The 22,822-nt window shown below is 65.4% G+C and carries 22 protein-coding genes; 6 read left to right on the top strand and 16 right to left on the bottom strand.

Annotation, left to right across the window (positions count from 1 at the left end; all coding sequences use genetic code 11):
* Window positions 1-98: 98 nt before the first annotated feature.
* The gene (gene ppsA, locus R6258_RS14225) at window positions 99-2,471 is read right to left on the bottom strand and encodes a phosphoenolpyruvate synthase (protein WP_318451496.1); all 2,373 of its coding nucleotides are present in this window, start codon (window positions 2,469-2,471) and stop codon (window positions 99-101) included.
* Window positions 2,472-2,704: 233 nt separating this feature from the next.
* Between ppsA and R6258_RS14220 the strand changes: the two genes are divergently transcribed.
* Window positions 2,705-3,538 (top strand): pyruvate, water dikinase regulatory protein, encoded by an 834-nt coding sequence (locus R6258_RS14220; RefSeq protein WP_318451574.1) that lies wholly within the window; start codon window positions 2,705-2,707, stop codon window positions 3,536-3,538.
* On the opposite strand, the gene R6258_RS14215 is transcribed toward R6258_RS14220, so the two are convergent.
* The 5 genes from R6258_RS14215 to R6258_RS14195 all read right to left on the bottom strand — a co-directional run bounded on the left by R6258_RS14215 (window position 3,525) and on the right by R6258_RS14195 (window position 8,712).
* The gene (locus R6258_RS14215) at window positions 3,525-4,709 is read right to left on the bottom strand and encodes an acyl-CoA dehydrogenase (protein WP_318451494.1); all 1,185 of its coding nucleotides are present in this window, start codon (window positions 4,707-4,709) and stop codon (window positions 3,525-3,527) included. The two genes, R6258_RS14220 and R6258_RS14215, sit on opposite strands and share 14 nt — an antisense overlap.
* Before the next feature lie 20 nt (window positions 4,710-4,729).
* Window positions 4,730-5,317, bottom strand: coding sequence for a DJ-1 family glyoxalase III (locus tag R6258_RS14210; RefSeq protein WP_318451488.1), 588 nt, complete (start codon window positions 5,315-5,317; stop codon window positions 4,730-4,732).
* Between the two features lie 105 nt (window positions 5,318-5,422).
* Window positions 5,423-6,340, bottom strand: coding sequence for a 3-hydroxyisobutyrate dehydrogenase (mmsB, locus tag R6258_RS14205; RefSeq protein WP_318451483.1), 918 nt, complete (start codon window positions 6,338-6,340; stop codon window positions 5,423-5,425).
* 52 nt (window positions 6,341-6,392) lie between these two features.
* Window positions 6,393-7,496 carry an enoyl-CoA hydratase/isomerase family protein gene (locus tag R6258_RS14200; protein WP_318451467.1) on the bottom strand — a complete coding sequence of 368 codons (1,104 nt, stop codon included), beginning with the start codon at window positions 7,494-7,496 and terminating at the stop codon, window positions 6,393-6,395.
* Window positions 7,497-7,545: 49 nt separating this feature from the next.
* Entirely contained in the window at window positions 7,546-8,712 is a 1,167-nt protein-coding gene (locus tag R6258_RS14195; protein WP_318451460.1) for an acyl-CoA dehydrogenase family protein, read from the bottom strand.
* A gap of 224 nt (window positions 8,713-8,936) precedes the next feature.
* Here R6258_RS14195 and R6258_RS14190 point away from each other — a divergent pair, with 224 nt between their 5' ends.
* Both R6258_RS14190 and R6258_RS14185 read left to right on the top strand, forming a co-directional pair.
* Entirely contained in the window at window positions 8,937-9,380 is a 444-nt protein-coding gene (locus R6258_RS14190) for a MerR family DNA-binding transcriptional regulator (protein WP_318451454.1), read from the top strand.
* Window positions 9,381-9,452: 72 nt separating this feature from the next.
* On the top strand, window positions 9,453-11,162 hold the full coding sequence (locus R6258_RS14185; RefSeq protein WP_318451451.1) for an AMP-binding protein: 1,710 nt from the start codon (window positions 9,453-9,455) through the stop codon (window positions 11,160-11,162).
* 51 nt (window positions 11,163-11,213) lie between these two features.
* Here the strand turns inward: R6258_RS14185 and R6258_RS14180 are convergent, their stop codons facing one another.
* The 6 genes from R6258_RS14180 to R6258_RS14155 form a co-directional block, all read right to left on the bottom strand.
* Window positions 11,214-11,972, bottom strand: coding sequence for an S-methyl-5'-thioinosine phosphorylase (locus R6258_RS14180; RefSeq protein ID WP_318451448.1), 759 nt, complete (start codon window positions 11,970-11,972; stop codon window positions 11,214-11,216).
* 42 nt (window positions 11,973-12,014) lie between these two features.
* Window positions 12,015-12,593, bottom strand: coding sequence for a hypoxanthine-guanine phosphoribosyltransferase (locus tag R6258_RS14175; protein WP_318451442.1), 579 nt, complete (start codon window positions 12,591-12,593; stop codon window positions 12,015-12,017).
* A complete protein-coding gene (locus R6258_RS14170) occupies window positions 12,586-13,848 on the bottom strand; it encodes a mechanosensitive ion channel family protein (protein ID WP_318451440.1) in 1,263 nt (420 codons plus the stop codon). Before R6258_RS14170 ends, R6258_RS14175 begins: the two co-directional genes overlap by 8 nt.
* A 2-nt stretch (window positions 13,849-13,850) precedes the next feature.
* Window positions 13,851-14,888 carry a beta-N-acetylhexosaminidase gene (nagZ, locus tag R6258_RS14165; protein WP_318451438.1) on the bottom strand — a complete coding sequence of 346 codons (1,038 nt, stop codon included), beginning with the start codon at window positions 14,886-14,888 and terminating at the stop codon, window positions 13,851-13,853.
* A gap of 70 nt (window positions 14,889-14,958) precedes the next feature.
* Complete coding sequence (locus R6258_RS14160; protein WP_318451437.1) at window positions 14,959-15,477, bottom strand: L,D-transpeptidase; 519 nt, start codon at window positions 15,475-15,477, stop codon at window positions 14,959-14,961.
* 2 nt (window positions 15,478-15,479) lie between these two features.
* Window positions 15,480-16,139, bottom strand: coding sequence for a TetR/AcrR family transcriptional regulator (locus tag R6258_RS14155; protein ID WP_318451435.1), 660 nt, complete (start codon window positions 16,137-16,139; stop codon window positions 15,480-15,482).
* Between the two features lie 203 nt (window positions 16,140-16,342).
* On the opposite strand from R6258_RS14155, the gene lexA reads away from it, so the two are divergent.
* Together lexA and dinB are read left to right on the top strand one after the other, a co-directional pair.
* Window positions 16,343-16,996, top strand: a complete 654-nt coding sequence (gene lexA / locus R6258_RS14150; protein ID WP_318451433.1) for a transcriptional repressor LexA — start codon at window positions 16,343-16,345, stop codon at window positions 16,994-16,996.
* A gap of 35 nt (window positions 16,997-17,031) precedes the next feature.
* Window positions 17,032-18,078 (top strand): DNA polymerase IV, encoded by a 1,047-nt coding sequence (gene dinB, locus R6258_RS14145; protein WP_318451431.1) that lies wholly within the window; start codon window positions 17,032-17,034, stop codon window positions 18,076-18,078.
* A gap of 39 nt (window positions 18,079-18,117) precedes the next feature.
* On the opposite strand, the gene purU is transcribed toward dinB, so the two are convergent.
* A complete protein-coding gene (gene purU / locus R6258_RS14140) occupies window positions 18,118-18,972 on the bottom strand; it encodes a formyltetrahydrofolate deformylase (RefSeq protein ID WP_318451429.1) in 855 nt (284 codons plus the stop codon).
* A gap of 217 nt (window positions 18,973-19,189) precedes the next feature.
* On the opposite strand from purU, the gene R6258_RS14135 reads away from it, so the two are divergent.
* Entirely contained in the window at window positions 19,190-20,776 is a 1,587-nt protein-coding gene (locus R6258_RS14135; protein WP_318451567.1) for a ribonuclease J, read from the top strand.
* A 138-nt stretch (window positions 20,777-20,914) separates the two neighbouring features.
* On the opposite strand, the gene R6258_RS14130 is transcribed toward R6258_RS14135, so the two are convergent.
* The 3 genes from R6258_RS14130 to moaE form a co-directional block, all read right to left on the bottom strand.
* Window positions 20,915-21,208, bottom strand: a complete 294-nt coding sequence (locus R6258_RS14130) for a hypothetical protein (RefSeq protein WP_318451427.1) — start codon at window positions 21,206-21,208, stop codon at window positions 20,915-20,917.
* A gap of 175 nt (window positions 21,209-21,383) precedes the next feature.
* Window positions 21,384-22,376: a GTP 3',8-cyclase MoaA gene (moaA, locus tag R6258_RS14125; RefSeq protein WP_318451424.1), complete on the bottom strand. Its 993-nt coding sequence runs from the start codon at window positions 22,374-22,376 to the stop codon at window positions 21,384-21,386.
* A complete protein-coding gene (gene moaE, locus R6258_RS14120; protein ID WP_318451423.1) occupies window positions 22,376-22,822 on the bottom strand; it encodes a molybdopterin synthase catalytic subunit MoaE in 447 nt (148 codons plus the stop codon). The genes moaA and moaE overlap by 1 nt, the downstream gene beginning before the upstream one ends.

Here is a 22,822-nt window from a genome sequence, read left to right as displayed (position 1 = left end):
GGGTGATGACACGCAGTGCTTTCAAGCGCTACCGAAAACGACGACGCCCGGCGCGTCGTTGAACGTGCCGGGCGTCTTCATCGCTGGGTGCGGGTGGGTCAGGCCAGGGTCTCGCCGGCCAGCATGAACCAGGTTTCGAGTACCGCATCGGGATTCAGCGATACCGAATCGATGCCCTGCTCCATCAGCCATTTGGCAAGATCGGGATGATCCGACGGCCCCTGGCCGCAGATACCCACGTACTTGCCCTGCTCTCGGCAGGCGGCGATGGCCATCGCCAGCAGCTTCTTGACCGCCGGATCGCGCTCCTCGAACAGGTGGGCGACGATCCCCGAGTCGCGATCCAGACCCAGCGTCAATTGGGTCAGGTCGTTGGAGCCGATCGAGAAGCCATCGAAGTACTGCAGGAAGTCCTCGGCCAGCAGCGCATTGGTCGGCAGTTCGCACATCATGATGATGCGCAGCCCGCGATCGCCGCGCTTCAAGCCGTTGGCCTCGAGCAGCTCGACCACCTGGCGCCCTTCGTCCGGGGTGCGTACGAACGGCACCATGATCTCGACATTGTCCAGGCCCATCTCGTCGCGCACCCGCTTGAGCGCCTGGCACTCGAGCTCGAAACACGGCCGGAACGTCTCGGAGATATAGCGCGAAGCGCCGCGGAAGCCGAGCATCGGGTTCTCTTCGCCGGGCTCGTAGAGCTTGCCGCCGATCAGGTTCTCGTACTCGTTGGACTTGAAGTCCGACAGCCGTACGATCACCGGCTTGGGATAGAACGACGCCGCCAGGGTCGAGATGCCCTCGACCAGCTTGTCGACATAGAAGGTCACCGGATCGCGATAGCCGGCGGTACGCACGTCGATGATCTGCTGCAGGTCGGCGGGCAGCCGGTCGTACTCCAGCAGCGCCTTGGGATGCACGCCGATCATGCGGTTGATGATGAACTCGAGACGCGCCAGGCCGACACCGGCATTGGGCAGGCTGGCGAAGTTGAAGGCGCGATCGGGGTTGCCGACGTTCATCATGATCTTGAACGGCAGGTCGGGCATGCTGTCGACGCTGGTGGTCGTGCAGTCGTAGTCGAGCAGCCCGTCGTAGACGTGTCCGGTATCGCCCTCGGCGCACGAAACGGTGACCTCGCGGCCATCCTCGAGCACGTCGGTGGCATCGCCGCAGCCGACCACCGCCGGGATGCCCAGTTCGCGGGCGATGATCGCCGCGTGGCAGGTGCGTCCGCCGCGGTTGGTAACGATCGCCGAGGCGCGCTTCATCACCGGCTCCCAGTCGGGATCGGTCATGTCGGTAACCAGGATGTCGCCGTTGTTGACCTTGTCCATCTGCGCCGAGGTCTCGATCACCTTGATCGCGCCGCGGCCGATGCGCTGGCCGATCGCCCGTCCCGAGATCAGCAACCGGCCCTTCTGCTTGAGCTGGAAGCGCTCGAGCTTGCCGCCCTGCTGGTTGGAGACCACGGTTTCCGGGCGCGCCTGGACGATGTACAGTTTGCCGTCGTCGCCGTCGCGGGCCCATTCGATATCCATCGGCCGTCCGTAGTGCTGCTCGATGGTCACCGCCTGGCGCGCCAACGCCATCACCGCCTCGTCGTCGATGCAGAAACGTGCACGATCGGCGGGAGCGACATCGACGGTCTGCACCGACTTGCCCGCCGAGGCCTCGTCGGTGTAGGTCATCTTGATCAGCTTGGAACCCAGCGTGCGGCGCAGTACTGCGGGGCGCCCGGCGGCCAGCGTCGGCTTGTGGACGTAGAACTCGTCGGGATTGACCGCGCCCTGGACCACGGTCTCGCCCAGCCCCCAGGAGCCGGTGATGAAGACCGCATCGCGATAGCCGGATTCGGTATCCAGGGTGAACATCACGCCGCTGGCCCCGGTCTCGGAACGCACCATCTTCTGGATGCCCGCCGACAGCGCGACCTGGTCGTGATCGAAACCGCGGTGCACGCGATAGGAGATCGCCCGGTCGTTGAACAGCGAGGCGAACACCTCGTGAACCGCCCGCTTGACGTTATCGAAGCCCTCGATGTTGAGGAAGGTTTCCTGTTGGCCGGCGAAAGAGGCGTCGGGCAGGTCTTCCGCGGTCGCCGATGAGCGCACCGCGACCTTGAGGTTGGTGTGACGCGACTCGAGTTCGCGATAGGCATCGCGCAGCGCCACCTCGAATTCCGGCGGCAGCGGGGTGTCGATCACCCACTGGCGTATTTCGCCACCCACGCGCACCAACTCGTTGACATCGTCGACGTCGAGGCGCGCCAAGGCTTCGTTGATGCGCTCGTTGAGCCCCTCGTGGGCCAGGAACTGGCGGTAGGCGAACGCGGTGGTGGCGAAGCCGCCGGGCACCGTGACCCCGGCGCCGGCCAGATTTGAGATCATTTCGCCCAGCGAGGCGTTCTTGCCGCCCACCCGTTCGACATCGTCCATACCGAGACTGTCGAACCATTCGATATAGTGTTCCAAGAGAGGTCCCCTCGTTTCGGTCCATGACGCCCTGGGCGCCGAATGCGCCGTCCTGGCAGATGTCAGCACCCTACCAAGCGAGGATCGTATTCGCCATTAGTCTAATAGCGAAGTCACTGGAGTATTTTTACAACATTGGCGCTTTTCGTCACATTCCTGTAGTCGACACCGGTGGCTTGCCGCGCCGGCGTCGAGCATCGACAATGCAACGAACTTCCCGCGAGAAAACCGGCATGTCCCGCACCGCCTTCTTCATCTCCGACGGAACCGGCATCACCGCCGAGACCCTGGGCCGCAGCCTGCTGGCCCAGTTCGAGAGCCTCGAAATCAAGATGGTCACCAAGCCGTACATCGACAGCAACGAGAAGGCGCACAACCTCGCCGAGGTGATCGCCGCCACCGCGGCGCGCGACGGCGAGACGCCGATCATCATCGACACCATCGTCGATCAGACCATCCGCGACATCATCAGCCGCGTGCCGGGCTTCAAGGTCGACGTCTTCACCACCTTTCTGGCGCCGCTCGAGGAGGAGCTCAAGGTCCACTCCTCCTATTCGGTGGGCCGTACCCACGCCATCGGTCGCGACGACATCTACATGCATCGCATCGACTCGGTGCACTTCGCGCTGGACAACGACGACGGGGCACGCACCCAGCACTACGACAGCGCCGACGTGATCCTGACCGGCGTGTCGCGCTGCGGCAAGACGCCGACCTCGCTTTATCTGGCGCTGCAGTTCGGCATCCGCGCGGCCAATTACCCACTGACCGAGGACGACCAGGACGAGGATGGCAACCTCAAGATGCCGAGCGCCCTGGCGCCCTACCGCCACAAGCTGTTCGGCCTGACCATCGACCCGCGCCGGCTGGCGGCGATCCGCTCCGAGCGCCGGCCCAACAGCCGCTACTGCTCGATCGACCAGTGCCTGCAGGAGATCCAGCAGGCCGAAGCGCTGTACCGTCGCTACCACATCCCCTACATCGATACCACGCGCTTCTCGATCGAGGAGATCTCCACCCGGCTGATCGCCGAGACCGGGCTGCAGCGGCGCTTCAGTCCGCGCTGAAGGCCTGGATGCCGGTCTGGCAGCGCCCCAGGATCAGGGCATGGATATCGTGAGTCCCCTCGTAGGTATTGACCGCCTCGAGGTTCATCAGATGGCGGATCACGTGGTACTCGTCGCTGACCCCGTTGCCGCCGTGCATGTCGCGCGCCTGGCGGGCGATGTCCAGCGCCTTGCCGGCATTGTTGCGCTTGATCAGCGAGATCGCCTCGGGGATCAGTTGGCCCTCGTCGATCAGCCGGCCGACGCGCAGCGCCGCCTGCAGGCCCAGCGCGATCTCGGTCTGCATGTCGGCGAGCTTCTTCTGGATCAACTGGTTGGCGGCCAGCGGCCGGCCGAACTGATGGCGCGTCAGGGTATAGTCGCGCGCCGCCTGCCAGCAGAACTCGGCGGCGCCCATGCTGCCCCAGGCGATGCCGAAACGTGCCCGATTGAGGCATGAGAACGGCCCCTTAAGCCCACTGACGTTCGCCAGGCAGGCACCGTCGTCGACCCTCACGTCCTGCAGCACGATCTGGCCGGTGCTCGAGGCGCGCAGGCTGAACTTGCCCTCGATCGCCGGGGTCGACAGCCCCGGCATGCCGCGCTCGAGCACGAAACCGCGCAACCGGCCGTCATCGTCCTTGGCCCATACCACGAAGACGTCGGCGACCGGGGCGTTGGTGATCCAGGTCTTGCTGCCATCGAGACGCCAGCCGCCATCGACCCGTCGGGCGCGGGTCGCCATGCCGTTGGGATCCGAGCCGTGGTCGGGCTCGGTGAGCCCGAAGCAGCCGATCCATTCGCCACTGACCAGCCGCGGCAGGTAACGCTCGCGCTGGGCCTCGCTGCCGAAGGCATGGATCGGATAGATCACCAGGCTCGACTGTACGCTCAGCGCGCTGCGATAACCGGAATCGACCCGCTCCACCTCGCGGGCGATCAGGCCATAGCTGACGTAATCGAGACCCGCCGCTCCGTAGCCGTCGAGCGTCGCGCCGAGCAACCCCAGTGCGCCCATCTCGGTCATGATCGAGGGATCGAAATGCTCGTGGCGATTGGCCTCGAGCACCCGCGGCATCAGCCGTTGCTGGCAATAGTCGTGGGCGGTTCGCTGTACCTGGCGCTGCTCGTCGCTCAATTGCGCCGACAGGCACAGTGGATCGCGCCAGTCGACCGGGGTCGTCGCGGCCATCGGGTTCTCCTTGAAGCGGGTTAGTGTCTCTGGAGGGCCGATTCCTGACTGGCGGCCAGCAAGCCCTCGGCGATGCGCCGCTCGGTCGCCTCGTCGACCAGCAAGCCCACCAGATGCAACGCGAAGCCCATCGCCGTCGCCGGGCCCTGGCTGGTCAGCAGCCGACCGTCCTCGACCACCGGATGCTGCGAGAGATGGCCACCGGCATCGTTCAGCGCTGCCTGGAAGGCCGGGAAGCCGGTGACCATGTAGCCGCGCACCAGGTCGTGGGCGGCCAGCACCACGCCGGGCGCAGCGCAGATGGCGGCGATCCAGCCCTCACGCTGGCGTTGACGCTGCAGCAGCGTGGTCAGCGTCTCGCTGTCACGCAGGCGCTCGGCGCCGGGCATGCCGCCGGGCAGGACGATGGCATCGAATTCGCTGTCGGGGTCGATGTCGGCCAGGCGGGTGTCGGCGATCAGTCGGGTGCCTCGCGCCAGGGTCAGCGTGACCTCGCTGGTTGCCGATGCGACGCTGACCTGGATATCGGCGCGTCGCAATACGTCGATCAGGGTCACGGTTTCGATATCTTCGCTGCCATCGGCGACCGCAAGCAGTACCTTGGGCATCACGCTACCTCCTCGGCTTCAGAGTGGGTTGTCGGCCGGCGGCCTCCCCTCAGCATAGAAGCCCGTCAGCGCCGGGCAATGCACATCGGCGGCGGGCATGCTGCATCACGCGTCCTGCTCGCCGGGACGGTAGAAGCGCTGGATGCTCGAGAAGTCGAGCCGTCCGTTGCCCCGGGCGGCGTGCAAGGCAAAAAGGTTGCGCGCCTGCGCGCCCATCGGGATCGCTGCGCGCGACTCCAGCGCCAGCGTCGTCGCCAGCCCCAGATCCTTGCCCATCAGGTCGACCAGGAACCCGCCCTGGTAATCGTTGGAGGCCGGCGCCTGTTCCATCACGCCCGGCCAGGGGTTGTAGACGTTGAGCGCCCAGTTGCCGCCCGAACTCTGCTTCATGATCTCCGAGAGCACCGCCGGGTCGAGGCCGTTGCTGACGCCCAGAGCCAGCGCCTCGGCGGTCCCGCTCATGAGGATGCCCAGCAGCATGTTGTTGCACAGCTTGGCGACCTGGCCGGCGCCGCTGTCGCCGGCGTGGAAGACGTTCTTGCCCATGGCCTCGAGCAGCGGCCGGGCCTGGGCGTATGCCTCGGCGCTGCCGCCGACGATGAAGGTCAGGGTGCCGGCCCGTGCGCCACCGACGCCGCCCGATACCGGCGCGTCGAGATAGTCCAGGCCGCGCTCCGCGGCAGCCTCGGCGACCGTGCGTGCATCGTCGGGCGCGATGGTCGAGGCATCGATCAACAGCGGCTTGGCGTCGAGCGAATCGAGCAGGCCCGGCGCGCCGTCGTCGCCCAGGTAGAGACTGCGCACGTGGGCGCCGGCGGGCAGCATCGAGATCACCACATCGACGCCGCGGGCGGCTTCCCCGGCGGTGGCGGCGCGCTGGGCACCGGCCTGTTCGAGCGTGTGCATGGCGGCCTCGACCAGGTCGAAGACCCTCACCTGGTGACCGGCCTTGATCAGGTTCTCGGCCATTGGTGCGCCCATGTTACCCAGTCCGATGAAGGCGACTTTTCTTATGGCTGACATGACTGTGCTCCTCTGGTTTGTTGTTGTTACCGGCGACCGACTCGATCCGGCCTCAAAGGTCGCGCAACGGATGTTCTGTGGGCGACCATAGCGGCGCCAGGAAGTCGTCGACGGCCGACGCCGGAACGCTGACCACGTCGGGATACGACCAGCGCGGTGTCTTGTCCTTGTCGATCAGCAGCGCCCGCACGCCTTCGGCGAGATCGGCATGTCGCGTGCACTGCACCGACAGGTTGAGCTCGTCGCGGAAGGTATCGGCGAGGCTCGAGTGGCGATGGCGCTCGCGCATGCGCCAGATCAGGTGAGCGGTGATCGGGCAGCCGTCCGCCAGGCGCTGGCGATTGGCGGCCAGCCAGGGGTCGTCGTGACCGTCTTCGAGGATGCGCTGCACGGCACCGCCGAGATGGGGCACCCCGACCAGCTTCTGAATAAGGTCGAAATGGGTCAACAGCGGACTTTCGGGCGCCTGGTCGCGCGCCTCGAAACCGGCCAGTATTTCGGCCACGGCGCCCGGGCGGGCGAGCTCGCCCAGCTGCAGGGCGGCGATCACCGCCTCGCGCCGCTCGCGGGGAATGAAACGATCGGCCAGCCCCGCCAGCAAGGCATCGCGGGCGTTCAACTGCGCGCCGGTCAGCCCCAGGTAGGCGCCCAGGGCGCTGGGCATGCGACTCAAAAACCAGCTGGCGCCGATGTCGGGGTACAGCCCGATGGTGATCTCGGGCATGGCGATGCGCGAGGTTTCGGTGACCACCCGCTCGCCGGCGCCGGCCATCAGGCCCAGGCCACCGCCCATGATGATGCCGTCGCCCCAGGCGATCAGCGGCTTGGGATAACGATGGATGCGATAGTCGAGACGGTACTCGGCGGTGAAATAGCGAGTGGCGAAGTCGGCATCGTCGGGGCCTTCGGTATCGCTCATCGCCCGGTACAGGGCGACCACGTCGCCACCGGCGCAGAACGCCTTGTCGCCCGCCCCCTCGAGCCACACCGCGGCGATCGCCGGGTCGGCGGCCCACCGCTCCAGGCGCTCCAGCAATTGCTCGATCATCGCCAGCGACAAGGCGTTGAGCGAGCGCGGCGCGTTGAGCGTGGCCACCCCGATGCGACGCTCGTCGCGGGTCGTCCACTCGTCGAAAAGCACGACATCCTGGGTCATCGTCTGGCGTCTCCCGTTCGTTGTTGTCTCGGCCGAGCGGGCGCACCGCTCATTGCAGCAGCTCGACGACGCCCGGCTCGAACAGCCGGCGCGCGGCGATCAGGCGCATGATCTCGTTGGTCCCCTCGAGGATCTGGTGAACGCGGGTATCGCGCACCAGCCGCTCGAGCGGGTATTCCCTGATGTAGCCATAACCGCCATGCAGTTGCAGGGCATCGTTACAGACCTGGAAGCCGATGTCGGTGGCCAGTCGCTTGGCCATCGCGCAGTGGGCCGGCGCCTGGGGATCGCCGCGATCGAGCTGCCAGGCGGCATGGCGGACCATCAGCCGGGCACTGAGCAACTCGCTGGCCATGTCGGCGAACTTGAATTGCAGGGCCTGGAACGTCGCCAGCTCACGGCCGAACTGCTTACGCTCATGAAGATAGTCGCGGGACAGCGTCAGCGCCTGCTGGGCCGCACCCAGCGAACAGCTGGCGATATTCAGCCGCCCGCCATCGAGCCCCTTCATGGCCAGCTTGAAGCCCTCGCCCTCCTCGCCCAGTCGGTTGCCGGCGGGCACCCGCACATCGTCGAAGCTGACCAGCCGGGTCGGCTGGCTCTTCCAGCCCATCTTCTCCTCGTTCTTGCCGTACTCGATTCCCGCGCTGTCGGCGGGTACCAGAAAGGTCGAGATTCCCGCCGCGCCCGAATCCGCCGCGCCGGTACGTGCCATCACCACCAGCACCTCGGTGGCCCCGGCGCCGGAGATGAACATCTTGCTGCCGGTCAGGCGATACTCATCGCCGTCGCGCACCGCCCGGGTCAGCAGGCTGGCGGCGTCGGAACCGGCACCGGGTTCGGTCAGGCAGTAGGAGGCCAGCCGCTCGCCGCTGACCAGCCGCTCCATCCAGGTCTCGCGCAGCGCCTCGCCGCCCCAGTTGGCGATCATCCAGGTCGCCATGTTGTGAATCGTCAGGTAGGCGGTGGTCGACACGCAGCCTTGGGCGAGTTGCTCGAAGATCAGCGCGGCGTCGAGGCGCGACAGCCCCAGCCCGCCGCGCGCCTCATCGACGTAGATGGCCAGAAAGCCGGCTTCGCCGGCGCGACGGATGACCTCCACGGGAAAGTGCGCGGTGGCGTCCCACTCGGCGGCGTGTGGGGCGAGCTCGGCCCGGGCGAAGTCGGCAGCGGCCTGCTGCAGGGCTCGTTGGTCGTCACTCAAAGCGAAGTCCATGACCGGTATTCCTCGGTGGGGAGCCTGTCGGGCTCGGCGCTGATCTACTGCGCGCCCCGACGGGCTCATGGCATTTGCGTGGCTCGTCGCTCTAACCTAGCAGCGCGCGGTGGGCGGGCAAGACGGCCGTTAGTCTACTTTACGTAAACGTAAGGCTACTCTAGCCTAGGGCGACGGGCACGATGACATCGGCGTCATCCCCACCGACCGCGAGGATCAGCCGCATGCCAGAGACGACCCCCGCCAGCTCCGCCGACGCGCACGACAGCAACCGCCGCACCTACACCATCGGCGAGCTGGCACGGCGCTACGAGGTTACCCCGCGCACCATCCGCTTCTACGAACAGGAAGGCCTGCTCGAGCCCGAGCGCCGCGGCCAGACACGCATCTATCACGACAAGGACCGGGTGCGTCTCAAGCTGACCCTACGCGGCAAGCGCCTGGGCTTTTCGCTGGCCGAGATCCGCGAGGTCATCCATCTTTACGATCATGCGCCCGACGGCGATGAGCGCCAGCTACGTCGCATGCTGGACATCCTCGATGAGAAGCGCGCCGCGCTCACCCAGCAGCTACGTGACATTCAGGCTCTGCAGAACGAACTCGACGACGTCGAGGCACGCTGCCGCGACTCGCTGGCCGTGCTGTCACGGCAACGCGCCAGCTCCTGAACCGTTGGTTTCCACACACCACAGCTTTCAAGGCATTGCCCGAGCCCACAATAACAAGCAGGAATCGAGACGATGACACGCCAAGCCACCACCCGCACCGTCCCGGACACTCGCCCCAGCTACGTCAGCGGCATCGCCGAGCGGCCGCTCAAGGGCGAGACCATCGGTGACTGTTTCGACGCAACCGTCGCCCGCCACCCCGATCGCGATGCGCTGATCAGCCGACACCAGGGATTGCGCTATAGCTGGACGAGCCTTCGAGCCGAGGTCGATCGCGCCGCGCGCGCCCTGCTCGCCGTGGGTGTGGCGAGCGGCGATCGGGTCGGCATCTGGGCGACCAACCGCGCCGAGTGGGCGATCACCCAGTTCGCCACCGCCAAGATCGGCGCCATCCTGGTCAACATCAATCCCAGTTATCGCAGCCATGAACTCGAATACGCGCTGCGCCAGTCGGGTACCTCGACGCTGATCCTGCAGGGCGCCTTCAAGACCTCGCGCTACGCCGACATGGTCGCCGAGCTGGTGCCGGCACTCAACGAGCAGGCCGGCGCGGCGCTCGCCGGCGAACGGCTGCCCGAGCTCAAGCGCGTGGTGTGTCTCGATGAGGACTGGGCGCTGCCCGGCATGCTCACCTGGAATGCACTGCTCGAGCGCGCCGGCGAGACGAGCGCCGAGGAACTCGCCGCCCTGCAGGCCAGCCTGCAGTTCGACGATCCGATCAACATCCAATACACCTCGGGGACCACCGGCGCGCCCAAGGGCGCCACGCTGTCGCACCACAACATCCTCAACAATGGCTTCTTCGTCGCCGAACGCATCGGCCTGACCGCCGAGGACCGCATGGTGATTCCGGTTCCGCTGTATCACTGCTTCGGCATGGTGATGGGCAACCTGGGCTGCATGACCCATGGCGCGGCGATGATCTATCCCGGCGAGGGCTTCGATGCGCTGGCCACCCTCGAGACGGTGGCCGAGGAGCGCGCCACCGCCCTCTACGGCGTGCCGACGATGTTCATCGCCGAACTCGAGCATCCCGAGTTCGCCCGCTTCGACCTGTCGTCGCTGCGCACCGGGATCATGGCCGGCTCGATCTGCCCCATCGAGGTGATGCGTCAGGTGATCGACAAGCTGCACATGCAGGAAGTCAGCATCTGCTACGGCATGACCGAAACCAGCCCGGTGAGCCTGCAGACCCAGACCGACGCCCCGCTCGACAAGCGCGTGACCACCGTCGGTACCATTCACCCCCATCAGGAGGTCAAGCTGGTCGATCCCTCGACCGGACGCATCGTGCCACGCGGCGAACGCGGCGAGCTATGCACCCGCGGCTATAGCGTGATGCTCGGCTACTGGCAGAACCCCGAGGCCACCGACCAGGCGATCGACGCCGCCGGCTGGATGCATACCGGCGACCTGGCACAGATGGACGACGACGGTTACGTGGCGATCACCGGGCGCATCAAGGACATGATCATCCGCGGCGGCGAGAACATCTATCCCCGTGAGATCGAGGACTTCCTCTACACGCACCCGGCGATTTCCGACGTCCAGGTGATCGGCGTCCCCGACGACAAGTACGGCGAGGAGGTGATGGCGTGGGTCAAGCTGGTCGAGGGCCAGCAACTCGACGAGGAAGGACTCCGGGCGTTCTGTCAGGGCCGCATCGCACACTACAAGGTGCCGCGCTACGTCAAGTTCGTCGATGCCTTCCCGATGACCGTCACCGGCAAGATCCAGAAGTTCAAGATGCGCGAGTCCGCCACCCAGGAGCTGGGGCTGTAGTCGGCGGCTCGGGCTGCAACGGAGGCGCCATCGCCACGACCTTGGCGTTAGCTAGCCCAACAGCGCCGCGATGACCCGCTTGACGCGCTCGACGCCGGTGACCAGCGCGGCGTCGATCTCGGCCATGCTAATTTCGCCGTCAGCGACGCCTGCCGCAGGAACGCCTGCCGCAGGGACGCCTGCCGCAGAATTGGTCACTATCGCCAGGCAGGCATAGGGGATCGCCAGCTCGCGCGCCAATACCGCCTCGGGCATCCCGGTCATGCCCACCAGTCGACAGCCGTCCCGCGCCAGGCGAGCGATCTCCGCGGCGGTTTCCAGCCGCGGCCCCTGGGTGCAGCCATAGACTCCGCCAGCCGCCAGCGTCTCGCCGGCCTGCGCCCCGGCCGCCAGCAGTTGCCGGCGCAGCGTCTCGCTATACGGCGCCGAGAAGTCGATGTGCTTGAGCGGCTTGTAGCGTCCGTCGAAGTAACTCGACTCGCGCCCCACCGTGTAGTCGATCAGTTGGTCGGGAACCACCAGCGTGCCCGCCGCGAGCAGCGGATCGATCGCGCCCACCGCATTGACGGCGACGATGCGGCTGGCGCCGGTCTGGCGCAGTGCCCATAGGTTGGCCCGGTAGTTGATGCGATGCGGGGGGAGCTTGTGCGGATGACCGTGACGGGCCAGAAACAGCACCTGGCTATCCCCCAGGGTGCCCTGGATCACACTCGCCGAAGCCGCCCCCAGCGGCGTTTCTGCCGAGTGGCGCTTGATGACTTCGAGTCCGGCCAGGGTGGTGAATCCGCTACCGCCGATGATGGCCAGCATTCGCTGATCCTCGCAAAAGGCGCCAGCCAACCGGCGATGGCGCTACATGCCCTTGGGGGCGAAAATGCCCGGCGCGTTGCGCCAATAGCCCTTGTAGTCCATGCCGAAACCGAACACATAGCGATCCTCGACCTCGAGGCCGCAGTAATCGGCCTTGAGATCCGGTGCCGCCTTGCGCTCGTGGCGCTTGTCGACCAGCACCGCAGTCGAGATGCTGGCGGCGCCGGCTTCACGGCAGTAGCTTAGAATCGCCGCCAGCGTAGCGCCCTCGTCGAGAATGTCGTCTACGATCACCACATGCCGGCCCGCCATCGGTACTTCCGGCGATACCCGCCAGAACAGCTCGCCGCCGCGCGTGCCGCCACGGTAACGAGTCGCGTGGAGGTAATCGACCTCGAGCGGGAAGCCCAGCCGCGTCAGCAGGTGGCCGGTGGTGATCAGCCCGCCATTCATCACGCAGTAGAAGACCGGCAGCTTGTCGCCCAGCTTGTCGGTGATCGCCTCGGCCATGCGGTCGAGCGCGCGCTCGACTTGGGACTGAGAGATCAGACAATCGGCGTTGTCCATGAGCTCGCGCATGGAGGTGAGGGAATCGTGGTGCGTGCTATCGTGTTCAGGCATCGGAATTGGCGTCACTGTCGCTTGCGGAAGGTCCACGCGCGCGCTCCTTGTGGGAAGCGGCGTGGCGCGATGAATCCAGCGTTGAAGGCGGTCTTTCGCCGCTGTATTGGGACGCTTCGGCGTCTTCTTTAGAGCTTTGCGCTTCCTCGGCCTGGCGAAACGGCAAGCCATCGGAGAGGTGCAACTCGCGGCTCGGCATGGCGATTGCCGCACCCGCCTCGTCGACGATAGCGGCGATGCGCAACAGCACTTCCTGCTTGATCGCCTGATGCTCGCCCCAATCGGTCGTATGGGTATAGGCGTGAATCAGGATATCCAGCGAGTAGGCGCCATAGGTATAAAAATTGACCAACAGCAGATTGTCCTGGTCGATCGAATCGTGCTGCTCCAGATAGTGGCGTATCTGCGCGACGATATCGCCGACCTCGCCGATGTCGCGATAGCGCAGCCCCAGCGTCTCGAAGATGCGGCGGTTAAGCATGCGCGAGGGATTGACCACGGCGATCGAGCCGAAAATCATGTTGGGTACGTAGAGCGGACGCGAATCGAAGGTACGAATGCGCGTCAACCGCCAGCCGATGTCCTCGACGACGCCCTCGATTTCGCGATCCGGCGAGCTGACCCAATCGCCGACCTTGAACGGATTGTCGAGATGGATCGCCAGGCCGCCGAAGAAGTTGGACAGCACGTTGCGCGCGGCGAAGCCGACAATCAGCCCGCCGGCGCCACCGAAGGCCAGCAGGCCTGAAATCGACATGCCCAGCGCCTGGAGCATGGCGAGAATCACCAGGGTGAGAATCGTCGCCCCGATCAGCTTGCTGATCGCCGAGGCGGTCGAGGCATCCAGCGGCCGACCGGGGTGCTTGGCCGGCGGAAATACCAGGCGCTTCTCGATCAGTCGGGTCAGGCGAATCCCGCTCCAGCCGATCATTGCCAGCATGAACAGCCATAGCGCGGTGGGCGCATGCTCGCTCGCCCACTGGTTGCCGAAGCGCTCGGCGAGCAGGCTCGCCATGCCGACGATCGCGGTTCCCCAGATGCCCACCCAGAGCGGACGACGCACCGCCAGCAGCAGGGTGTCGTCCCAACGATTGCGGGTCTTTTCCAGCAGCTGCACCCCGCGCCAGACCACCAGCCGGGTAAACAGGTCGGCGGCCAGCGCCAGCGCCAGGATTACCGTCGGTGTGAGCAACCAGCCGGGTAGCCCTAAACGGCTGCTGACCCAGTCTTCGAGTGGCGCCAGTACCTCCAGCATGCTCAACCCCGCGGCGCGGGGTCCGCGGGCTCGTCGACCAGCGCCTCGAGCTGCGCGTGGGCCTTGCGCCAGCGGCTCAGCGCCGTCAGCGTATCGAGCCCCGGCCGGGCACGGCCGTAGCGCAACTTGGCCGGGCGCTTGGAAGCGCGCCCCGCGCAGGCCTCGACGACCGACCGGGCGGCGTCGCGGTCGTTGCACACCAGCACCATGTCGCAGCCGGCATCGAGCGCCTGCAGGGCGCGCGCGGCGGGATCGCCCGCGGTGTGCGCGGCCGCCATCGACAGATCGTCCGAGAAGATCGTGCCGCGAAAGCCCAGTTCCTCGCGCAGCAGCCCCAACCAGCTCGGCGAGTAACCGGCCGGCCGCGCGTCGAACGCCGGATAGACCACGTGCGCGGGCATGATGCCGTCGAGCCGTCCGGCCAGTTCGGCGAAGGGGATCAGGTCGTGGGCCCTAAGCGCCTGCAGCGGCCGCTCGTCGACGACCTCGTGGGTATGCGAGTCGGCGGCGGTACCGCCATGTCCCGGGAAGTGCTTGCCCACGGCGACCATGCCGGCCTCGTGAAGACCGTCGATGAACGCGCCGCCCATCGTCGCCACGGCGTGCGGATCCGTCGAGAAGCTACGATCGCCGATCACGCTGGAAATGCCGGCGTCGACGTCGAGCACCGGGGCGAAGCTCAGATCGAGCCCGCAGGCCGCCATTTCCATGCCCAATAACCACCCGGCTTCCTGGCATAGATGCAGGCAGCGCTGGGGGTCGCTCACGTAACAGCGGCCCAGCCGGGCCATCGACGGCAACCGCGTCACGCCCTCGCGCAGCCGCTGGACCCGTCCACCCTCCTGGTCGATCCCCAACAGCAGGTCCGGACGCACCTGGCGCAGGCTGGCGCATAGCTCGCCGATCTGGGCCGCATCGACGACGTTGCGCGCGAACAGGATCACGCCGCCGACTTCGGGGCGCATCAGCAGTTCGCGCTCGGCGCGACTCACAGTAGTCCCTTCGAGATCCAGCATCACCGGGCCGAGCGGTTGGGTCATGGTCGGAGTCCTTGGCTTTGAGGGGGGCCGATTCTAGACCAATGACGGCCCCGACAACAGGCATTGACGGTCAGTCGTGCAGCCACACCGGCGTACCCGGCCCGGCCCGCTCGAACAGGCTGAGTAACGCCTCGTCGCGCAGCCGTATGCAGCCGTGCGAGGCGGGCCGCCCCATCGGCTCCGTGTCTGGCGTGCCGTGCAGGTAAATATAGCGGCGCTGGGAGTCGACGGCACCACCGCGATTGAAACCGCGCTCCAGCCCGCACAACCAGAGGATCCGCGTGAGAATCCAGTCGCGCTGGGGGTGGGCCGCCGCCAGTTCGGGGCCAAACACCTCGCCGGTGGGTCGGCGGCCGCGAAACACCGTGCCCGGCGGCTCGCCACCGCCGATCGCCGCACGTACATAATGCCAGCCCAGCGGCGTCTGGCCGCTGCCGTCGCGCTGCCCGTTACCCGCGACGCCCGACGAGATGGCATGGCATGCCAGCGCTTCCCGGCCCTGCCAAACGGTCAGCGACTGACGCGCCAGATCGATCTCGAGCCATAGCGCGCCCGCCGGCGGCAATTCATTGAGTCGCGGTGTTCGCATGCTTACCCCGCCATTGCGTGTGGGTCCTCGGGCAGCGGCGCGTTCATCCCGGCAACCACCACCGGCCGCAGGCGGCGGATCAGCTCACGGACGCTGACATGCTCGCCATAGTCCTGTTCGGCGATGTCGCGCAGCGCATCGAGCCCGGAAAGCGTGAAGATCACCGTGCCCAGCATGAAGTGCAGCCGCCAGAAACGCTCGCTATCGGGAAGCTCGGGGGTGGCCTTGCGTACCAGTTCGGCGAAGCGCGTGAAGACGCTGCCGTACTGCTGCTGGATATAACCGCGCAGATGCCCCTGGGCCTGAGTGTAGGCCAGTCCCAGCAGGCGCATGAACACCTTGAGACTGTTGCGCTCGGCCGGCACCTCGAGCACGGTGCGCGCCATGCTTTCCAGCAACACCTCCAGGGGGATCGGCTGGCCACCGTAGCGGGTCTCGAGCTCGTCGAGCGTGGCATGGAAGCGTTCCGTGAACGGGTCCAGATAACGCGCGAAGACCGCCTGGATCAGCGCCTTCTTGGAGCCGAAATGGTAGTTCACCGCCGCCAGGTTGACCTTGGCCTTGCTGGTGATGTTGCGCAACGACGTCTCGGCAAAACCGCGCTCGGCAAACAGCACTTCGGCGGTATTGAGTATCCGCGTCACTGTGTCGGTCTGAGCCATGACATATCCCGCCTGCTGGAAAACGATTGTTTAAAACGTAACCGGGATTCTACCCGGTTAACGTTTCTTCAACAAACAGGCTCGTTTCAAACGCTTGGTACACGCTGTAGGTATTCGAGCCGAGCGCAAACTTGCCGATTACTGGATGCAATTCCATGCTGTATACTTAACCACGAACCCGTTAAGCGACCAGCGGAGGCCGCATGACTCGCGCTCTTACCCCGCGCCAGCAAAACGTCTACGATTTCATCGTCAAGACCATGCATGAACTGGGCTATCCGCCGACCCGGGCCGAGATCGCTCGTGCGCTGGGCTTCCGCTCGCCCAACGCCGCCGAGGAGCACCTGCGAGCGCTTAGCCGCAAGGGCGTGATCCGCATGATCCCCGGCACCTCGCGGGGCATACGCCTGGCCGGTCAGACCAACTTCGAGAACGAAGCCGGTCTCGCCGACAACGAAAGCGGCCTGCCGATCATCGGTGAAGTCGCTGCCGGTAGTCCGGTGCTCGCCGCCGAGCATATCGATCGCTACTGCCCGCTGCCCGCCGATTTCTTTTCGCCGCGTGCCGATTACCTGCTGCGCGTACGCGGGCTGTCGATGCGTGACGCCGGAATCCTCGAGGGTGATCTGCTCGCCGTGCACAGGACCGATCGGGTCCGCGACGGTCAGATCGTGGTGGCTCGCCTGGAGGATGACGTGACCGTCAAGCGCTTCAAGCGCGAGGGCCATCGCGTATGGCTGATCGCCGAAAACCCCGACTTCGAACCGATCGAGGTCAATCTGCGCCATGACCATCTGGACATCGAGGGCGTCGGCGTCGGCGTGATTCGCGGCGGCAATGGCCAGGCCCTGGGTTAGGACGCGCCACATCGGCACCGTCTGACGGATGAACCATGCGCAAGATCCTGCATGCCGACTGTGACTGCTTCTACGCCGCGGTGGAGATGCGCGACAACCCGGCGCTGCGCGACGTGCCGCTGGCGATCGGCGGCAGTACCGCGCAGCGCGGCGTGATCGCCACCTGCAATTACCCGGCGCGACGCTACGGCGTGCACTCCGCCATGCCCACCGGACAGGCCCTGCGTCTGTGTCCGGACCTGACGCTGCTGCCGCCTGATTTTCCGCGCTATCGGGCGGTTTCCGAGCGCATCCAGGCGATCTTTCACGAACTGACGCCGCTGGTCGAGCCGCTCTCGCTCGACGAAGCGTTCCTCGACGTCAGCGAAGTGCGCCGCTTTCGCGGCAGCGCGACCTGGATGGCCGACTGGATCAAGCGCGAGGCGATGCGGCGTACCGGCATCAGCGTTTCGGTGGGCGTGGCGCCGAGCAAGTTTCTCGCCAAGATCGCCAGCGACTGGGAAAAGCCCGACGGGCTGACGGTCATCGCGCCCGACCAGGTCGAGGCATTCATCAGCACGCTAGCCGTCAACAAGCTGCATGGGGTGGGTCCGGCCACCGCCGCCAAGCTGGCCTCGCTGAACATCGTCACCTGCGCCGACCTGCAGCATTGGTCGCGGGAAGCGCTGAGCGAGCGCTTCGGCAAGTTCGGCCGACGGCTCTACGAACTCGCCCGCGGCATCGACGATCGCCCGGTGCGAACCGAGCGCGAACGCAAGTCGGTGAGTGCCGAGAACACCTTCCACCGTGACCTGCCCGACCTCGCCGCCTGCCGCGCGCAGATGCCGTCCCTGATCGAGCGCCTCCATGAACGCCTGGCGCGTCACGGCAACCCGGCGATCAAAGGCGTATTCGTCAAGGTACGTTTCAACGACTTCACATTGACCACGCTCGAGGGCGGCGGCCTACGGCCCGAGGCCGCTCACTGCCTCGCCCTGCTCGACGAGGCCTGGGCGCGCGGCAGCCGGCCGGTACGCCTGCTCGGGGTGGGCGTGCGTCTGGCGCCCCCCGACGACGCTCGCCAGTTGTCGCTGTTTCCCTGACCGCCCGCTCTGCCCCCCGACGATCCCTACGCCGCCTTCTCAGGCGAACACCACCGTCTTGTTGCCGTGGATCAGTACTCGATCCTGCAGATGCCAACGCAAGCCCCGGGCGAGCACTGCACGCTCGATATCGCGGCCGAAGCGCACCAGGTCCTCGGTGGTGTGGCAATGCGTGATGCGATGCACGTCCTGCTCGATGATCGGCCCGGCATCCAGCTCTTCGGTCACGTAATGACAGGTCGCCCCGATCAGCTTGACGCCCCGGGCGTAGGCCTGATGATAGGGCTTGGCGCCGGCGAATGACGGCAGGAAGCTGTGATGGATATTGATCACCCGACCGGCATAGCGTTGGCACAGCCCTGGCGGCAGGATCTGCATGTAGCGCGCCAGGACCACGCCATCGGCCTGGGCCGCGGCGATCAGCCGCTCGGTTTCGGCGAAAGCGGTCGCCTTGTCGTCGGGCGTGACCGGCACATGGTGGAAGGGAATGCCGTGCCACTCGACCAGCGAGCGCAGTTCGTCATGGTTGGAGATCACACAGGGGATCTGACAATCCAGCTCGCCGATATTCCAGCGATGCAGGAGATCCACCAGGCAGTGCGAGGCCTTGGAAACCATCAGTACGATGCGCTTGCGCTGAGCGCTGTCATGGAGCGACCAATCCATGCCGAATGTCTCGGCGATCGGCTGAAACGTCTCGCGGATATGTTCGATCGCCGGCGCGTCCGCGTCGAAGCGGATCTCATAGCGCATGAAGAAGCGCCCGGTGACCAGGTCCGAATGCTGATTGGCTTCGGTGATCGAGCCATGCTGGTCGGCGATGAAATTGGACACCCGGGCGACGATGCCGACCCGGTCGGGACAGGACACGATGAGGCGATAAGAATGCGACATGAAGGGGTGGGAACTCTCGGTAAACCGTGAACGGTCGCACATTGTAACCAATTGCCCCGACTTGGCTACGTTCGTTGTGGGCCGGGCAACGCATCTCGTATAGTGGGGCCTCCCTCACAAGCTCGTGTCACTGATGTTGCAATCTCGCGTCCAGATCCGCCCCCGAAAACGCCCGCCTCTCTACTTCCTGCCGCTGGGAGGCTGTGGCGAGATCGGTATGAACCTCAGCCTCTATGGCTACGGCGATGAATGGATCGCCATCGATTGCGGGATGATGCTGCGTCAGGATCTGCCCGATTCGCCACTCCAGGTGCCCGACGTGGGTTGCCTGCCGCCGCTGGGCATTCGTCCGCGTGCGCTGATCATCACCCATGGCCACGAGGACCATATCGGCGCCGCCGCCTGGCTGTGGCCCCATTGGGACTGCCCCATCTACGCCACCCCGCTGGCCGCCGGTTTGCTGCGGGCCAAGTTTCTGGAACGCGGCCTGGCCGTCGATGCAATCCGCATCGTCGAGCCCGGCGACGCGCTGGAGAGCGGGCCGTTCACGCTGCGCTACCTGCCGCTGACCCACTCGATTCCCGAAAGCTGCGCGCTGCTGCTCACCACGCCCCATCATCGGGTGCTGCATACCGGCGACTGGAAACTCGACCCCGAACCGCTGATCGGCAGGCCGGTCGACGAGCGACTCTATGCCTCGCTGGCACCGGTCGACATGCTCGTCGGCGATTCCACCAATGCCACCCTGCCCGGCTGGTCGCGTAGCGAAGGCGACGTCGCGCGGGCGCTGGAGAGCGCCATCGGTGCCTGCACAGGCCGCGTCATCGTCTCCTGCTTCGCCAGCAACCTGGCGCGTGTGCTGGCCGTGGGACGCGCCGCCGCACGTTGCGGGCGCCGTGTCAGCCTGATGGGGCGCTCGATGGAACGCATGGTCCGCACAGCGCGTGACCTGGGCTATCTGGAGGATTTCCCGCAATTGGTGCCGGTGCGCGATCTGGGTTACCTGCCTGCCGAGGAGGTGTTGATCATCGCCACCGGCAGCCAGGGAGAGCCGCGGGCCGCCCTGTCGCGTCTCGCCCAGGGTCGGCATCCCGACCTGGAGCTACAGGCCGGCGATACGGTGATCTTCTCGGCCAAGGCGATTCCTGGCAACGAGCGGTTGATCGAGCGCCTCCAACTGGCGCTCAAACGCCTGGACGTGGCGGTACTCGAGGAAACCCGGCATCCCGAGTTGCATGCCTCGGGCCACCCGGCCCAGGACGAACTGCGGACCTTCTACGAGTGGGTCAAGCCGCGCCTGTTGCTTCCGGTTCATGGTGAGCGCCGCCACCAGGAAGCCCACCAGCGGCTGGCCGAGTCATGCGGAGTCGACGCACCGCTCGCACCCAGCAATGGCGACCTGATCCGTGTCGAGCGCGCGACGCTGACCGTCGAGCGTCATATTGCACAGAATCCGCATATCGTCCATCAGGATCAGGTCCACGCCCTGCAAGGTCTCGAGGATTCTGCAGCGCAATCCAGGCAGCCCCGCGAGGGACGCTTCTATCTGGTTTTGCCGGTGATGACGGTGAGTGGCGGCTGGCATCGCGTGGGACGCTTGCTGATCGATTATTCCGGTGCTTCGCCACTCGACGAAACGGCCTTCGCCGATTGGCTCGACGACACGCTGGAACAACTCGATGCCGAAACTCCTGCGCAATTGCGCAACCAGCTACAGTCACGCTTGGTGCAGTGGCTGAGCGATCATCTGCGTCGCCTGCCGGTCGTGCACCTGCAGATCAGCGCCGCGGAAACGGCTTCCTGACAACGGCTATCCTCTTGCCCGACCGATTACAGAGCGCTCGATGGTGGGTGATACTGACAAAAGAAAAGCGGATGCAAAGCATCCGCTCTCTGGAACGAGGCCACCCGAGCGATCTGTCTAAAGGCGGATCGAAGCCATTCAGGCCTTTTCGAGCTTGTCCTTCTTGGGCGGACGGCCGCGACGCTTGGGTTGTTCGCCAACCAAGTCATCGAGAGAAAGCCCGGCGTCGTTGATCGCTTCACGGATTTCCTCGAGCTTACGCGCCTTGACCGTTTCCTCCTCCTGACGGCGACGATCTTCATCCTGCTTTTGCTCGATCACCTCGTTAATCACTTCGGCGAGCTTATGGAGCTGTTCCATGCTCAATTGTCGAGCGGCTGCCCGCGCCACATTCTTGTTGCGAGCGATTTTTTCCAGGGACTCGGTAGACATCGGCCTCCTCCATTCAAAGCGCCAGTTGCTGCATACGGTGTGTGAATGTAAAAAGTATATGCTCTGAAGGCCGATTGGCAAGCAAAGTTACGCGATAATGACCGTCCGATATTTACCAATAACCTCGTAAAAAAGGCCGCAAGGAAGTGTTAAAAGAGGCGGAGCCAAGCTGCACTCAACCACCCGTCATGTTCATGAAACGCACCACCTGAACGTCGCCGTCGGTCGAAAAATAATGACGTTCCGGCTTGAGCGGCATGGCGGCGATAATGCGTTCCTTGAGGGCCGCGATATCGCCCGGATGACGCCGCAGTACTTCTCGCAGGTCCACCGAATGCTCATTGCCCAGGCACAGCAGCAAACGCCCTTCCACAGTGACCCGAACGCGGTTGCAGCTGGCGCAGAAGTTATGACTGTGTGGAGAAATGAAGCCGATGCGAGACGCGCTGTCCGGCATGCGATAGTAGCGCGATGGGCCTAGCGTCGTTTCGGTGGTCGGCAGCAGGGTATGCCGTGTCTCGATCAAGCGCTGCACGTCATCGCTGGAGCAGTAGGTTTCCGCCCGCGAATGATCGGAGACATCGCCCAGCGGCATCTCCTCGATGAAACTGATGTCGATGCCCTCGTCGCGGGCGAAATCGACCAGATCGGTGACCTCATCGTCATTGCGCCCGCGCAGAATCACTGCGTTGAGCTTGATCCGCTCGAAGCCGGCATCCTGGGCGGCGTGAATGCCATCGATGACCCGGTGCAGATCGCCGGTACGCGTCAACCGTTTGAAGCGCGCAGGGTCCAGCGAATCGAGACTGATGTTGAGGCGTTTCAGCCCGCTCTGGCGAAGCGCCTTGGCATGCTTGCCCAGCCCCGCCCCGTTAGTCGTCATGGCGAAATCCTTGAGGCCATCGAGGGCGCCGATCTCCCTCACCAGGTCGTCGATGCCTCGCCTAACCAGAGGCTCGCCGCCGGTCAGGCGGATCTTTTCGACACCCAGCTCCGTGAAAGCCCGGGCGACTTGCGATAACTCCTCGAGGGTCAAGACCTGCGCGCGAGGCAGAAAAGTCATCTCCTCGCTCATGCAATAGACACAGCGAAAATCGCAGCGATCGGTCACCGATATCCTCACGTAGCGGACGCTACGCTGATAGTCGTCGATCAATTGCGTCATCATCACCTCCAGCGCTCGGCTGCCTGCCTGTCCGTATCCCGCTCGGCGACCCAATAGTCTCCGTCAGCGGTGTGTTCCTTTTTCCAAAAAGGGGCGCGGGTCTTAAGATAATCCATGATGAAAAGGCAGGCATCGAACGCCGCCTGCCGATGGGCGCTGGCGACCGCCACCAGCACGATCGGATCGCCCGGCTCCAGGCGTCCGATGCGATGTATGAGCCGTACGCCATTGAGCGACCAGCGCCGCCCGGCCTCGGCGACGATCTCGCCCAGAGCCGATTCGGTCATGCCCGGATAGTGTTCCAGCGTCAACGCCGTGACGTCGGGCCGCTCGTTGAAATCGCGCACCAGTCCAGTAAAGCAGACCACAGCACCGATGTCGTTTCGCTGAGCAACGAGAGCCGCCTGTTCGACGCCAACATCGAAGCATTCGTGCTGCACACGAATCAT

The sequence above is a fragment of the Halomonas sp. HP20-15 genome, from assembly GCF_033446685.1.
Classification (GTDB): Bacteria; Pseudomonadota; Gammaproteobacteria; order Pseudomonadales; family Halomonadaceae; genus Modicisalibacter.
This window is presented reverse-complemented; position numbering and strand designations above follow the sequence as displayed.

Excerpts from the sequence above, each read along its gene's own strand:
- R6258_RS14220 (WP_318451574.1), top strand. The coding sequence starts at position 2,705 with ATGTCCCGCACCGCCTTCTTCATCTCCGACGGAACCGGCATCACCGCC.
- R6258_RS14215 (WP_318451494.1), bottom strand. The coding sequence starts at position 4,709 with ATGGCCGCGACGACCCCGGTCGACTGGCGCGATCCACTGTGCCTGTCG.
- R6258_RS14210 (WP_318451488.1), bottom strand. The coding sequence starts at position 5,317 with ATGCCCAAGGTACTGCTTGCGGTCGCCGATGGCAGCGAAGATATCGAA.
- mmsB (WP_318451483.1), bottom strand. The coding sequence starts at position 6,340 with ATGTCAGCCATAAGAAAAGTCGCCTTCATCGGACTGGGTAACATGGGC.
- R6258_RS14200 (WP_318451467.1), bottom strand. The coding sequence starts at position 7,496 with ATGACCCAGGATGTCGTGCTTTTCGACGAGTGGACGACCCGCGACGAG.
- R6258_RS14195 (WP_318451460.1), bottom strand. The coding sequence starts at position 8,712 with ATGGACTTCGCTTTGAGTGACGACCAACGAGCCCTGCAGCAGGCCGCT.
- R6258_RS14190 (WP_318451454.1), top strand. The coding sequence starts at position 8,937 with ATGCCAGAGACGACCCCCGCCAGCTCCGCCGACGCGCACGACAGCAAC.
- R6258_RS14185 (WP_318451451.1), top strand. The coding sequence starts at position 9,453 with ATGACACGCCAAGCCACCACCCGCACCGTCCCGGACACTCGCCCCAGC.
- R6258_RS14180 (WP_318451448.1), bottom strand. The coding sequence starts at position 11,972 with ATGCTGGCCATCATCGGCGGTAGCGGATTCACCACCCTGGCCGGACTC.
- R6258_RS14175 (WP_318451442.1), bottom strand. The coding sequence starts at position 12,593 with ATGCCTGAACACGATAGCACGCACCACGATTCCCTCACCTCCATGCGC.
- R6258_RS14170 (WP_318451440.1), bottom strand. The coding sequence starts at position 13,848 with ATGCTGGAGGTACTGGCGCCACTCGAAGACTGGGTCAGCAGCCGTTTA.
- nagZ (WP_318451438.1), bottom strand. The coding sequence starts at position 14,888 with ATGACCCAACCGCTCGGCCCGGTGATGCTGGATCTCGAAGGGACTACT.
- R6258_RS14160 (WP_318451437.1), bottom strand. The coding sequence starts at position 15,477 with ATGCGAACACCGCGACTCAATGAATTGCCGCCGGCGGGCGCGCTATGG.
- R6258_RS14155 (WP_318451435.1), bottom strand. The coding sequence starts at position 16,139 with ATGGCTCAGACCGACACAGTGACGCGGATACTCAATACCGCCGAAGTG.
- lexA (WP_318451433.1), top strand. The coding sequence starts at position 16,343 with ATGACTCGCGCTCTTACCCCGCGCCAGCAAAACGTCTACGATTTCATC.
- dinB (WP_318451431.1), top strand. The coding sequence starts at position 17,032 with ATGCGCAAGATCCTGCATGCCGACTGTGACTGCTTCTACGCCGCGGTG.
- purU (WP_318451429.1), bottom strand. The coding sequence starts at position 18,972 with ATGTCGCATTCTTATCGCCTCATCGTGTCCTGTCCCGACCGGGTCGGC.
- R6258_RS14135 (WP_318451567.1), top strand. The coding sequence starts at position 19,190 with ATGAACCTCAGCCTCTATGGCTACGGCGATGAATGGATCGCCATCGAT.
- R6258_RS14130 (WP_318451427.1), bottom strand. The coding sequence starts at position 21,208 with ATGTCTACCGAGTCCCTGGAAAAAATCGCTCGCAACAAGAATGTGGCG.
- moaA (WP_318451424.1), bottom strand. The coding sequence starts at position 22,376 with ATGATGACGCAATTGATCGACGACTATCAGCGTAGCGTCCGCTACGTG.
- moaE (WP_318451423.1), bottom strand. The coding sequence starts at position 22,822 with ATGATTCGTGTGCAGCACGAATGCTTCGATGTTGGCGTCGAACAGGCG.